The sequence below is a fragment of the Luteolibacter luteus genome (genome assembly GCF_012913485.1).
GTDB classification, from domain to species: Bacteria; Verrucomicrobiota; Verrucomicrobiia; order Verrucomicrobiales; family Akkermansiaceae; genus Haloferula; species Haloferula lutea.
The window spans coordinates 5,480,052-5,493,032 of the sequence record NZ_CP051774.1 but is presented as its reverse complement, the minus strand read 5'-3'; the positions used below and the strand labels follow the sequence as shown (position 1 = coordinate 5,493,032).

The following is a 12,981-nucleotide window of genomic DNA, read 5'->3' as shown; positions in this document are numbered from 1 at the left end:
CCGAAGCGGTGAGTTTCCGGATTGAAAACCGCCGCGGTCGGGTCTCCGTAGAGGGAAGCACATGGTCCGGATCCCGCGTTTCCCGCTCCTCTTCCTCCTCTTTCCCGGAATCTCGCTCTCCGGCCCTGCCGAAAGCTATCCTTGTGAGAACGGCCTCGTCCGCTCCCTCGTGGCGCGCGAGCCGATGTTCATGAATCCCGTCGCCGTGGCGGTGGACAATGATGGTTCGGTCTACGTCACCGAGACCACCCGCCGGAAGGTGGCGGATCTGGATATTCGCGAGGTCACCTGGTGGATTCCGGACGACCTTTCACACAGCTCGATCGAGGACAAGCGGGCCTTCTTCCGGAAGAACATCACCAGCGAGCGCTTCCGGAAGCATCCCTCGCTGAAGGACCACAACGGCGACGGGAAGATCGATTGGCAGGATCTCACCGTCCACACCGAGAAGATCCACAAGCTGGCGGATACCGATCAGGATGGGGTGGCGGACAGCGCCACCCTCTTCGCGGAAGGCTTCAATACCGAGGTCACCGGAATTGCGGCGGGGGTACTGGCGCGGAATGGCGATGTCTACGCAACCATCGCGCCCGATGTCTGGAAGCTTCGTGACAGCGATGGCGATGGAAAAGCCGACGAGCGCGAGGCAATCGCCAGTGGCTTCGGCGTGCACATCAACTACGCGGGCCACGACATGCACGGCCTCATCTTCGGACCGGACGGGAAGCTCTACTGGACCATCGGTGACAAGGGCACGAACGTGACCAGCGGGGGCACCCGTTGGCTCTATCCGCATGAGGGGGCGCTGCTGCGCTGCAATCCGGATGGCAGCGGGTTCGAGGTTTTCGCCCGCGGCCTGCGGAATGTCCAACAGATCGCCTTCGACGATTACGGGAACATTTTCGGCGTGGACAACGACTCGGACCAATCCGGCGAGAAGGAGCGCCTGCTCTACATTGTGGAGGGTTCCGATACCGGTTGGCGCTGCTTCTACCAATACCGCGCGGGGAAATATAATCCGTGGATGGCAGAGCGCATCGCCTTCCCTGATGGCCCGGATCGCCCGGCCTCGATCCTCCCCCCTCTTTCGCTCTACCTCGACGGCCCGAGCGGCTTTGCCCACAATCCCGGGACCGCACTGAACGAGCGCTATCGCGGTCACTTCTTTCTCACCCAATTCCCCGCCGGGAAGATCAATGCCTTCAAGCTGGAGCCGGATGGTGCGGCCTACAAGATGACCGGTGATCACCTGATGGCCAGCGGCACGCCCTTCGTGGGCTGCAACTTCGGGCCCGATGGCGCACTCTACGTGGCGGATTGGCAAGGTGGCTATCCGCTCAAGGAAAAGGGTGCGGTTTGGAAGATCGATGACCCCAAGGAAGCAGGTAGCGAGATCAGAAAGGAAGTCGCTGAGCTGCTGAAGGAAGGCACGGCGAAAGCGAGTGTGGAGGATCTGCTCACGCGACTCGGACACGCCGATCAGCGCGTGCGCCTGGATGCCCAGTGGGAACTTGTCACACGGAAGCAATGGGACGGACTGAGGAAGATCGCGGCTTCGGATAACGCGGCGCAGTTGGCACGGATCCATGCGCTGTGGGGCCTTTCGCAGGGCGGACAGTTCGATGAGGTGTTGTTTGCCACCTTGTCATCTAACAAGGACGCGGAACTCCGCGGACAGGCAGCCAAGTGGGCCGGAGAGTGCGGTGGCAAGTTGCCCGCGAGCTTTGGGCCCTTGCTCGCCGATGATTCCGCGCGCGTTCGTTTCCTCGCGGCGATGGCAGTGGGCAAGGCGAAGGACAAGGCACAGCTCGATGGAGTGCTGGCGATGCTTGAGAAGAACGCCGGGAAGGATGCCTACCTGCAGCATGCAGGGGCTTTCGCGCTTCATTGCGCTGCGGCAGGCACTTGGCAGCGCGCTGCCAGCCATCCATCTCCTGCCGTAAGGCTCGCGGCGATCGTTGGACTTAGAAACTATTTCCAAGACGCCTTGAGAATCCAACGCGGATCCACGAACCAGGCTCCCTCACCCGCTCTGCGCCAAATGGCGGAATCCCTGCTGTCGGATGCAGATCCAGCAGTTGTCGCAGAAGCAGCCCGCGCTCTCTACGGTGAACCGCAGGTCCTGCCGCTCTCCGACGCCTTGGCCGAACTTCTGGAAGATCAGCCCGGCTCCCGTGAATCGGCACTCCGCCGCTCGATCACCACGAACCGTCGGATTGGAGACGAGAAATCCCTGCTCCGGATCGCCAACTTCGCCGCCAATTCCTCACGTCCACTCCCCCTGCGCCAGGTCGCCTTGGAAGCGCTTGCCAGCGTGAACTCGGACGAGCCTCTCGATCCCGTGGATGGCCATCACGACCCGCTCAAGCCATTGAAGATCGAGCCGACGCTGGCGGCGAAGATTGCCGGACTACTCACCCCCTTCGCACAGGATTCGCAGCTCTCGAAGGCCGTCGCCGCGGCACTGGATGCCTTGGGCGTCAAAGAAGATCCTGCCCAACTCGCCAAGCAAGTGCTGGATCCGGGGCGCGATCCGGCGCTTCGCATCGCGGCTCTCCGGCATTTGAACAACAGCAAGGCCGCCGAATGGCCGCAAGCCGCGGAGGCAGCCTTGAAGGACAAGCTTCCCGCCCTGCGCACTGAAGCGGCCACGCAACTCCGGGCCCAATCTCCCGAAGCGGTCCTCGCCTACATCCGGGAGACAGGAATGAAGTCTAGCGACCTTGCGGAACGCCAGGCCGCGGTGCGCCTGCTGGCTTCGCTGCGCAATTCCAAATCCACCCTCGATTCGCTCCTGACCGATCTCTCTGCGGGCAAGCTTGATCCCGCAATCCAGCTGGAGGTCATCGAAAGCGCTTCAGCACAGCAACTCGACAGCGTACATGAAGTCCTAGCGACACTTGCCAGCAAGGAACCGCTGGAGAAATGGAGCTACGTTCTCCAAGGAGGTAACGCTGCTACGGGCAAGCGGATCTTCGAGGAGAACCTCGCCGCCAATTGCACCGCTTGCCATCGCATCGGTGAGGAGGGCTCGAATGTCGGCCCGCCCTTGGCCAAGATCGGCAGCAAGGGTCGGGAACATTTGCTCAAGGCCTTGGTCGATCCACAGGGAGACATCGCCCCGGGCTATGGAAACATGACCGCGACGAAGAAGGATGGCAGCACCGTGGCGGGAGCCTTCGTGGAAGTGAAGGACGGGAAGCTGCTCCTCGCCCTGCCGGATGGCAAGAAGCTGGAGGTGCCGCTGGCTGACATCGCCAGCAAGACCACACCGATCAGCGCGATGCCGCCGATGGGTGAGATCCTCAAGCCCGCGGAACTCCGGGACCTCCTCGAGTTCCTCGCGGGCTTGAAGTGAAATGGTGAGGCTCGCCCGCACAGCGGGTGTGCGGACGACACCGAAGGACGATCTTTAGCGGGCCGATCTCTTGCGGCGACGAAGGAGCAACATGACGCCACCGACCGAACCGAGGAGAGCACCGCTTGGCTCCGGTACCGCAAATGTGAGCGCGACACCTTGGGGACTTCCGGTGCTGGTGAAATAGGTTGTGAAAGAGTTCGTGTTCTCCGTGAGCCTGAAGAAGCCGAATCCGGACACGACCAAGGGCAACTCGGAAGTTCCACCTGTCGCCGTGTAAAGCGGCCCATTGGCCAGACCTTCGGTGCCCGCAACCGGCAGCAAGGAGGCACTACCATCCGCTGGAACGGGAATTGTCCCGGATTCGACACCGCCAAAGGATGACCCCGGTTGGAAATAGGTGTGGCGGTTATTCCCCGAACGATAGTCCAAGCTTCCAGCGCCAAAGACATCACCGATCGCGAAGGTCCCGCTATCCAAAGTGAAGGTAATACTAAAGCCGGACAATCCACCGCTGGCAGCGCTGGCATTGTGAGGAGAGAAGACAATGGCCGAATCCAGATGCAGGGTATCGCCATTACTCAGGGTCGTATCCGTGACCGAGTAGCCGAGGCCCCCAAAAGATTCGGGATTGGTCGGGAAGAATTCGCCGGAACCGCCGCCGAAACTCGTCACTTGGATGGTACCCATGCCGTGGCCGGGACCGAAATCGACACGGACAGTCCCACTTGCCCAACTGCTTCCCTCAAGTGGGGCAAGGCTGGGAGTAACAAAAGTGGCCGAGTGAAGCGGAGACAAAGCAGCGGCAAATACCGCCACCGAACAGAGGGGGTGGGATAATTTCATAACGAGGGCAGTCGCCGCCAAAAACACCGCCGACGCTTATAAAGTAAATCAAAATATCATCTAACACCAAATACGCATAACATTGTCACAAACTTCTCTTTCACCCGCCCATTATTCATACCCTGCATATACCCGAAGCGCTCTAACATGCATTAAGGCAAGACTGGAAAGCGCTTTTACAAACCGGTTCGCGATCCGAAACGCACTATTCCGGATCGCTTGGGTTACGCGAGGAAGATCTTGAAATACCGGCTCACCCGATAGCGGGCACGTCCACCCAGCAGCCCTTCTTGTGGGACTCCCAGCTGAGTTCCGCGAGCTGCACACCCTTCGCGCCTTCGCGGAGGGTCCAGCGGAAAGGTTCGTCATTCACGACATGCTTCAGGAAGAGTTCCCACTGGATCTTGAAGGCATTGTCGAAGGCGAGTTGGTCCGGCACCTCGGTCCAACGGTCATAGTAGTTGATCGGGCTGTCGATGTCGGGATTCCACACCGGCCGCGGCGTGACACTCTCATGCTGCGCCCAGCATTTGCGCAGGCCGACAATGGCAGAGCCTTTCACGCCATCCACTTGCAGGGTCAGCAGGTCATCGCGGCGGACGCGGACGTTCCATGAGGAATTGAACTGGCAGGTGATGCCAGTGTCGGTCTCAAAGATCGCATATGCCGAATCGTCTGCGGTGCACTTGAAGGGCTTACCGCTTTCGTCGAAGCGTTCCTCGATATGGGTAGCCGCCTTGCAGAATACGCGGGTGACGTTCCCGAAGAGATTGTCGATCACGTAGCGCCAGTGGCAGTGCATGTCCACGATCATGCCCCCTCCATCTTCCTCGCGGTAGTTCCAGCTCGGGCGCTGGATTGGCTGGCCTTCATATTCACCGGTGAAGACCCAGTAGCCGAACTCGCCGCGCACACTGAGGATCTTCCCGAAGAAGCCCTGCTCCTTGAGAAGCTGGTATTTCCGCAGACCAGGCAGCCAGAGCTTGTCCTGCACCGCTCCGTTCTTCACGCCTGCCTTCTCGGCCACCTCCGCGATGCGCAGCGCCTCGGAGAAAGAAACGGCCGTCGGCTTCTCGCAATAGACGTGCTTGCCCGCGGCGATCGCCTTCTCAAGGAAGCCGATACGATACGGCGTGCCCGAGGCATCGAAGAAGATCTCGTTGTAGGGATCGGCCAAGGCGGCATCCAGATCCGTGGTAAAGCGCTCGACGCCATACTTCGTCGCGAGGCCGCGGATCTTGTCTTCGTTGCGCCCGGTCAGGATGGGGTCAGGGATGACGAGCGTGTCACCGCAGACCACGCCGCCCTGCTCGCGGATCGCGAGGATGGAGCGCACGAGGTGCTGGTTGGTGCCCATGCGTCCCGTAACGCCATTGAGGATGATGCCGAGCTTGCGGGTCTTCATGTAGGTGGAATGCCTTGGGTGGTTCTTGGAAAGGAAGGGGCGTGAAAGGAGCCCCTCGTTGCTTTTGTTAGAGATCCGCGCAGCTCGCGATGATCTTTTCGAGAAAGTCATGCTGGTTCTCGGACCAGTATTTGCGGGAGAAAATCTCCACTTCGGTAAGGCCGTCGAAGCCGCTGGCACGGACCATCTTTGCGATCCGCACAGATGCATTCACGCCCTCGCCAGGCAGACCGCGGTCGAGCAGGACGTGATCGAAGTCCGGCTTGAATTCGCAGACATGGAAGGCGAAGAGCCGCTTCGCATCCGCACAGCGCCGGATCTGAGCTTCTAGCCCGCTTTCCCACCAGACGTGAAAGACATCGAGCGCCACGCCGACCAAAGGATGACTGATCGACTCCGCGAGTTCGTTTGCATCGCGCATCGAAGCAACGCCCGAGCGATCCCCGGCATACATCGGATGCAGCGGCTCGATCGCCAGCTTGATGCCCGCACTCTCCGCCTGCGGCAACAGCGCCATGATGCCATCGCGGATCTGATCAAGATTCTCTTCCGGCGTCTGGCCGAGGGTAGCTCCGCAGACCAGCACGATCATCGGCAAACCAAGCGCCTCCGCTTCACGCAGGGCAGCCTGGTTCGATTCGATCGCGGCCTGCCTCGACGGCAAATCCTTGCCAGTGAAGAAGCCGCCGCGCACCAGACTCACCGGCAGCAGCCCACTGTCGTCGAGATGCTTCTTCACCACCTTCAAATCCAGGCCCGCCACCGTCTCGCGCCAGATCGATACACCGCCGATGCCACGGCGCGCATAGTTCTCCAAGCACTCGTGGATCGACCACGGCTTGTTCGTAAAGGTATGGATGGCAAGCCGGTCGGGACTCATGGGGTCGATTCTCCCGGGATCAGATGGCCGGCTACCCGGAGTAGCGCCGCAGGGGCCTCATTCTCGATGATCTCCGCCTGCAAGCGCGTGGCAGCATACCGTGCCAGTTCCTCCACCGGCAGGCTGACGGTTGTGAGCAGCGGACGCGACAAACGGCGGACCGGTGAATCGTCGAAGCCGGTCACTGCCATCTGCGAGGGCACATCAATGCCGAGGCGGTCAAGCTCGCTGAGGATGACAGTGCCAACGATATCGTTTACGCATACCAGAGCATTGGCACCCTTTGCCGCCGCAGCGACGCCTGCAGTTTGAATCGAGGAGATGTCCGGAAAGACCACGGCGTCCTTTGAGCGGTCGAAGGTGATACCGCGGCGGCGGCAAGCCTGCTCGAAGCCATCGAGACGCTCTTCATGAACCTGGCCGATCCCTTCGATAGAGACAAAGCGCGGGCGGATGTCCGCCATTTTCGAGCGCAGATGATCGAGCAGATCCAGCATCCCGCCTGCATGATCTGAGCCCACACAGGGCAAGCCCGGGATCGAGCGGTTCAGAATCACGAAAGGTGTCCCGTGCTCGCGCAGGCTTCTGAGCGCCTGCTGGCTCGGACGTTGGAACGCGAAGACGAAGGCATCGATGTCCCCACCCTTCTTGTGCGGGTAGGGCTCGAAGTCCCATGAATTCACCTCGCAAAGCAGGTTCAGACCGCACAGCGTGAAACCGCGGCGCAAGCCCTCGATCAAGGCGGCGAAGTCATAGAACAGCGCGCGCTCCGGCTCCGCGTGACGGGGCAGGACCAGCTTCACGCTAAGGATCGCCCGTCCGCGATGCCGGCGGATCTGGCGTTTTTCGTAGCCAAGTTTTTGCGCTGCTCCCTCCACCTTCTGACGCACCTCGACGCTGACCAGCCGGGAGCCATTCAGCGCACGGGATACGGTGGCGGAGGAGATGCCCAATTCACGGGCGATGTCATCAATGGTCGGCATGGCTGGAGAGGAGTGGAATCATACGTCGTAGCCGAGACGCTTCGCGCAGTCTTGCATGATTCCGGCTTCCCAATCCGGGCGGCGCGGACAGAGACGGTGCGGCTCGGAGGTCGGGATCCGTCCGAGGAGATGCTGGAAAACCGCGCAGCTATGCTTGTAAGCAGGCACCGGTGCACGGAAGCCGACATTCCCGAGATACTGCAGGGCGTCGGTCAGTTCGGCATAGCGCTCATCTCCCTCCTGCCAATACGTGTCGCGCAGCGCGAACTTCTCCGGGCAGAACGCGGCGAGGCCCAGCAGGTAATCGGAGCCGTATTCGGTCATGTCGATCCCGAGATCGTTGCCGGTGAAAATCATGAACCCCGGGCGGACTTCATCGCGGATTTCCAAGCGGCGCAGCTCCTTCCCCCGGTCGAGCGAGGAATGCTTGATCCCCTTCAGCGCGGGAATCGTCATCAGCCCGCGGATCGTCTCCTCGTCATAGATCATGCCATTCGGAGCAAACATCCTGCCCAGCTCGAAGCCGAACACCGACTCGTGGCCCTCGCAGACCTTGGCGTAGAGATCTACGATTTCAGCGGGTGCCCATGCGTGGAAGCGGGTGGTCTGGAACAGGATGGGCGTGCCGCCGTAGGAGACGATCTCATCCATCTGGCGGCGGTAGAGATCCACCAGATCCCCTTCCAAGCCCTCGACGAAAACCCCGGCCACGAAGTCACGGCGACCGGCGATCACGCCCTGAGTCAGGCCTAGGATCTCGCTGCGTTCCGTAGCGGTCAGATAGTTTGCATAGCCGGTGTCCATGTTCACCGCGCAGCCCAAGCCCGCCTCCGTCGTCCTGGCCACCGCCGCTTCAAAAGCCCCGCGGGCAATCGAGCCATCCGCTTCAAAAGGCAGCAAACAGGCAGCATATCCAGTGGTCTTGCGACGAAAGCGCTTGGCAGCGTGGCGGGTTTCCAGAGACATCTCGCGCAATTATTTGCATGCAAATTTCATCCATGCAAGGGATTTCCCGCCTACCCGTGCGGGGCATTGCGTCATCAGGAGCAATCCCCTTTCCTCTCTAACCATGCGCTACGCGATCTGCAACGAGACCTTCGGCAACATCCCACTCGCGGAGGCCGCGCGGATGGCGGCGGAAATCGGTTACACGGGCTTGGAAGTCGCCCCTTTCACCTTGGCGGAAGATGTTTCGAAGCTCACCACCACTGATGCCGAACTGCTCGGCACCCAAGTCCGGGAGCAAGGAATGGAAGTTCTGGGCCTCCACTGGCTGCTGGCAAAAACCACCGGCTTCCACCTTACCACTCCCGACGACAGGGTGCGAAAGGCCACCACCGACCGTGCCCGCCACCTCGCCGATCTGTGCCAGGCGATGGGCGGCAACATCATGGTCTGGGGCAGCCCGCTCCAGCGTTCACTCGAAACAGGCTGGTCCTATGAGGACGCCTTCGCACGCGCGGTCGAGGTCCTGCGTTCCGCGGCGGAGCATTGCGGGCCGCTCGGCGTGACCATCGCGATGGAGCCTCTCGGTCACGTGGAAACCAATTTCCTGACCTCCGCGGCGGAGACCATTCGCCTCTGCCAAGCCATCGACCATCCCTCGTGCAAGCTCCACCTCGATGTGAAGGCCATGAGCTATGAGAACAAGCCGATCGACCAGGTCATCCGCGAGAGCAAGGACTGGACCGTTCACTTCCACGCCAACGACCCGAACCTGCGTGGTCCCGGTATGGGCGAGGTCGAGTATGGCCCGATTGTGGCGGCGTTGAGGGAAACGGCGTATGACGGATGGGTCTCCGTGGAGGTCTTCGACTACACCCCGAGCCCGGAAGAAATTGCACGGGAGAGCTTCGCAAATCTCCGCCGCTTCTTCGCCTAGGCCATTCCCCTTCACAGCACTGCTCCCAAACAAAAAAGGCGGACCCTTGCAGGCCCGCCTTCTTCTTTGAATGCTTCAATCCTCGGGCAGCGGCTTGCCCTTCGTCTCGGGAGCCCAGAGCAGCGCGATGATACCCACGATGTAGATCGCACACATCGTCATGGCGGAATAGCGTTCCATCACGGGCGAGCCGAATTGGCCATAGGCACCCTTCGCCAGCGCGGCGGAGAAGAAGCTGCCGCCTGCCGCGGCAAAACGGCCAAGGTTGTAGCAGAACGAAGTTCCGGTGCTCCGGAGGCGGCTTGGGAAAAGCTCTGGCAGATAGATCGCGAAGCCCGCAAGAATGCCAAGCTGCGCACCGCTCATCAGCGGCGTCATCCAGTAGGCATCCATCGGGGAGTTCATCTTCCAGTACACGAGCGCCGTGATCACCGCGGCAGAGGTAAAGCCAACCGCGAAGGAGGCCCGTCGGCCCAGCTTGCCGCATAGCCACGTGAAGAAGGACATGCCCAGGGCCGCACCCACCATGCTCAGCAAGTAAGCTTTGCTCACCGCCGCATTCATTGCCTTGTCGATGTCTGCGGGAGCCATGCCGAGGCCTTCGAAGTGCTTGCGGAAGACGATGCGCTGGAGATCGACCGCATATTCACCGATCGCCCAAAGCCCCACTACGCCAGTGGAGGCGATGATCGCACCCACGATCAAATTGTGCCGCCATCGTTTGTCGCTTAGCAGCGCGGCGTACGGAGCGAAAATCCCGCCTGTCGGAAGACGCCCCTCACGCTTCAGCTTCAGCCAAGGCTCGGGCTCTTTCAGGTGGCCGCGGATGAAAAAGACCAGGAAAGCCGGCAAGGCGCCCACAAGGAAGAGCCAGCGCCAGCCATTGCCAGGAGCAATGGTTCCGCCCGCCTCCAGATTATCGATGCCCATCTTGATGAAGGCTGCGGAGATATTTCCCACGGTGGAAAGCACCTGCAAGGTGCCCAAGGCCCCGGCGCGAGCCCCATCCGGCACCGTCTCCGCGATCAACGCCACCGCCAGCCCGAAGACACCTCCAACGCCCACTCCGGTAAGAAAACGGTAGATCGCAAAGTCCCAATAGTAGTGACTGAAGAAGCTCAGTCCCGTGAACACCGAGTAAAGCAGCACCGTCACCGTCAGCATCTTCGAGCGCCCATAGCGGTCACCCAGCGCACCGAAAATCATCCCGCCAATCCCCCACCCCACAAGGAACAGCGCGGTCACTTCCTTACCCACCGCCTGGATCTCCCCGGCCTCAGCTCCGGGCATCAAAGATTTGAGCGCCGGATTCCGCGCCAAGGAGAACAAACGCTGGTCAAGACAGTCGAAAAACCACGCCAAGGAGGCCACGATCATTACGAACCAGTGGTAGCCATTGAGCTGCGTCCACCACGGCCTGTGCTTCGGGTTGTCTGACAAGTTTGCCATCGGGAATGTTTCTTGAGTTTCCGGAGTCCAGAGTGCGAAGCGCATTCCGGCAAGCATGAAAGCGCTGATAGAAACCGTCTTTTTGGGCGGGGTCCCTCAAACGGGTCATTCTTGAGCTTTCAAGCTCCGCTGGCATCTTGTCATACAACAAAAGGCTTGGCAAAATCCCCTGCTTTCGACTCTGCTCTTCCCTGCCCGAGAGGGCCCGTTTTCCAAACCCTGCTCCACTTTACAGACAATGAAATTCGGAATCATCGGTGCCGGCATGATCGGCCACTTCCACGCCAAGGCCATCACCGCCATGACCGGAGGCGAGCTCCACTCCGTCTTCGACCTTCGCGCTGAGGCCGCCGAGAAACTCGCCACCGAATACGGCGCGAAGGCCTACTCCGACATGGCCGCTTTCCTCGCCGACCCCGAACTGGAGATTGTCACCATCGGCACCCCTTCCGGCTCGCACCTCGAGCCCTCCCTCGCCGCGCTGAATGCCGGCAAGCACGTGATCTGCGAAAAGCCGCTGGAAGTCACCGTGGAGCGCATCGACCAGCAGATCGCCGCTGCCAAGGCCAACGGCAAGACCATCGCCGCCGTGCTGAACCGCCGCTTCCACCCCGGCATGGACGCCTTCAAGAAGGCTGCCGATGAAGGCCGCTTCGGCAAACTCACCTCCGCCTCCTGCTATGTGAAGTGGTATCGCGACCAAGCCTACTACGATTCCGCCGCATGGCGTGGCACCTGGGCTCTCGATGGCGGCGGCGCGCTGATGAACCAATCGATCCACACCATCGATGCCCTGATCTACCTCGCCGGACCGATCAAGTCTGTCCAAGCAAACACCGCTTGCCTCGCTCACACCGACATCGAAGTGGAAGACATCGCGGTCGCCATCGTCGAGTTCGAGAATGGCGCACGCGGCGTGATCGAAGGCTCCACCTGCACCTGGTCGAAGGACGGCCACCCGGCCCGGGTCCAGCTCTGCGGCACGGAAGGCTCCGTCTTCCTCGCGGACGAAGCCTTCGAGCTCTGGGACTTCATGCATGAGAAGCCGGAGGATGCCGAAATCCGCTCGACCCTCATGAAGGGCCAGGGCGCGGGACTTGGTGCCAACGATCCCAAGGCTATCAACTTCTACCAACACCAGCGCAACTTCGAGGAAGTCGTGAACGCCATCAAGGAAGGCCGCGAACCCACCGTCTCCGCCAACGAGGCACGCAAGCCAGTGGCCGTGATCCGCGCCATCTACGAGAGCGCCCAGAACGGCGGCAAGAAGATCGAACTCTAACACGCGCCCGCCCCTTCCATGAAACTCACCGGATTCGCCGACGAAGCAGGCCGTGATCTCGATACCCAGATCCGCGCGACGAAGGAGCTCGGATGGTCCGCCATTTCCTGCCGCATGGTGGATGGCGTGAACCTCCACGAACTCCCGCAGGAGAAGTTCGATGCCGTGGCCGACCGACTCGATGCCGAGGGCATCCAAGTCCCGGAGTTCGGCTCCCTGATCGCGAATTGGGGCAAGAAGATCAGCAGTGACTTCGACATCACCCTCGCGGAGATCGAGCGTGCCATCCCGCGCATGAAGCGGCTGAACACACAGCTCATCCGCGTGATGTCCTACGCGCAGGAAGCTTGGGGTGAAGACCAGCAGGAGCAGGAGCGCTTCCGCCGCCTGCGGGAAATCGTGAAGCGTTTCGACGATGCCGGCCTGACCGCCATCCATGAGAACTGCATGAACTGGGGCGGCTTCTCCCCGGAGCACACCTTGCGGCTGATCGAGGAAGTCCCTGGCCTGAAGCTCGTCTTCGATACCGGCAATCCGCTCTTCCAACGCGATCGCTCGAAGCCCGAGCCATCCCCATGGCAAGATCCCTGGGAGTTCTGGACGAAGGTCCGCGACCACGTCGTCCACATCCACATCAAGGACTGCATCAGCCCGCCAAGCGATGGCGTGGAGCCAATCTACACCATGCCCGGCGAAGGCGACGCGAAAATCCCGGAGATCCTCGCCGATGCGAAATCGCGCGGCTACGACGGCTGGGTAGCGATCGAGCCCCATGTCGCAACCGTCTTCCACGTGAAGGATCAATCGCAGGTCGATTGGCAGCAGTGCTTCGACAGCTACGTGGACTACGGCAAGCGCATGGACCAGATCATCGCCGCACTCTGACACCCGGGGCC

The 12,981-nt window shown here is 61.1% G+C and carries 10 protein-coding genes; 4 read left to right on the top strand and 6 right to left on the bottom strand.

The window, feature by feature from the left end; all coding sequences use genetic code 11:
* The first annotated feature begins 61 nt into the window (after window positions 1-61).
* A complete protein-coding gene (locus HHL09_RS22760; RefSeq protein WP_169456972.1) occupies window positions 62-3,358 on the top strand; it encodes a PVC-type heme-binding CxxCH protein in 3,297 nt (1,098 codons plus the stop codon).
* A gap of 54 nt (window positions 3,359-3,412) precedes the next feature.
* Here HHL09_RS22760 and HHL09_RS22755 read toward each other — a convergent pair whose 3' ends face one another.
* The 5 genes from HHL09_RS22755 to HHL09_RS22735 all read right to left on the bottom strand — a co-directional run bounded on the left by HHL09_RS22755 (window position 3,413) and on the right by HHL09_RS22735 (window position 8,438).
* Entirely contained in the window at window positions 3,413-4,048 is a 636-nt protein-coding gene (locus HHL09_RS22755; RefSeq protein WP_169456971.1) for a PEP-CTERM sorting domain-containing protein, read from the bottom strand.
* A gap of 409 nt (window positions 4,049-4,457) precedes the next feature.
* Complete coding sequence (locus HHL09_RS22750; protein ID WP_169456970.1) at window positions 4,458-5,609, bottom strand: Gfo/Idh/MocA family protein; 1,152 nt, start codon at window positions 5,607-5,609, stop codon at window positions 4,458-4,460.
* A 67-nt stretch (window positions 5,610-5,676) separates the two neighbouring features.
* Window positions 5,677-6,489 carry a sugar phosphate isomerase/epimerase family protein gene (locus HHL09_RS22745; RefSeq protein WP_169456969.1) on the bottom strand — a complete coding sequence of 271 codons (813 nt, stop codon included), beginning with the start codon at window positions 6,487-6,489 and terminating at the stop codon, window positions 5,677-5,679.
* Window positions 6,486-7,472, bottom strand: a complete 987-nt coding sequence (locus HHL09_RS22740) for a LacI family DNA-binding transcriptional regulator (RefSeq protein ID WP_169456968.1) — start codon at window positions 7,470-7,472, stop codon at window positions 6,486-6,488. The genes HHL09_RS22745 and HHL09_RS22740 overlap by 4 nt, the downstream gene beginning before the upstream one ends.
* A gap of 18 nt (window positions 7,473-7,490) precedes the next feature.
* Window positions 7,491-8,438, bottom strand: a complete 948-nt coding sequence (locus HHL09_RS22735; RefSeq protein WP_169456967.1) for a dihydrodipicolinate synthase family protein — start codon at window positions 8,436-8,438, stop codon at window positions 7,491-7,493.
* A 103-nt stretch (window positions 8,439-8,541) separates the two neighbouring features.
* Here HHL09_RS22735 and HHL09_RS22730 point away from each other — a divergent pair, with 103 nt between their 5' ends.
* On the top strand, window positions 8,542-9,354 hold the full coding sequence (locus tag HHL09_RS22730) for a sugar phosphate isomerase/epimerase family protein (RefSeq protein WP_169456966.1): 813 nt from the start codon (window positions 8,542-8,544) through the stop codon (window positions 9,352-9,354).
* A gap of 75 nt (window positions 9,355-9,429) precedes the next feature.
* On the opposite strand, the gene HHL09_RS22725 is transcribed toward HHL09_RS22730, so the two are convergent.
* Window positions 9,430-10,803, bottom strand: coding sequence for an MFS transporter (locus tag HHL09_RS22725; protein ID WP_169456965.1), 1,374 nt, complete (start codon window positions 10,801-10,803; stop codon window positions 9,430-9,432).
* Window positions 10,804-11,041: 238 nt separating this feature from the next.
* Between HHL09_RS22725 and HHL09_RS22720 the strand changes: the two genes are divergently transcribed.
* Entirely contained in the window at window positions 11,042-12,085 is a 1,044-nt protein-coding gene (locus HHL09_RS22720) for a Gfo/Idh/MocA family protein (protein ID WP_169456964.1), read from the top strand.
* 18 nt (window positions 12,086-12,103) lie between these two features.
* The gene (locus HHL09_RS22715; RefSeq protein WP_169456963.1) at window positions 12,104-12,970 is read left to right on the top strand and encodes a sugar phosphate isomerase/epimerase family protein; all 867 of its coding nucleotides are present in this window, start codon (window positions 12,104-12,106) and stop codon (window positions 12,968-12,970) included.
* Window positions 12,971-12,981: the final 11 nt, after the last annotated feature.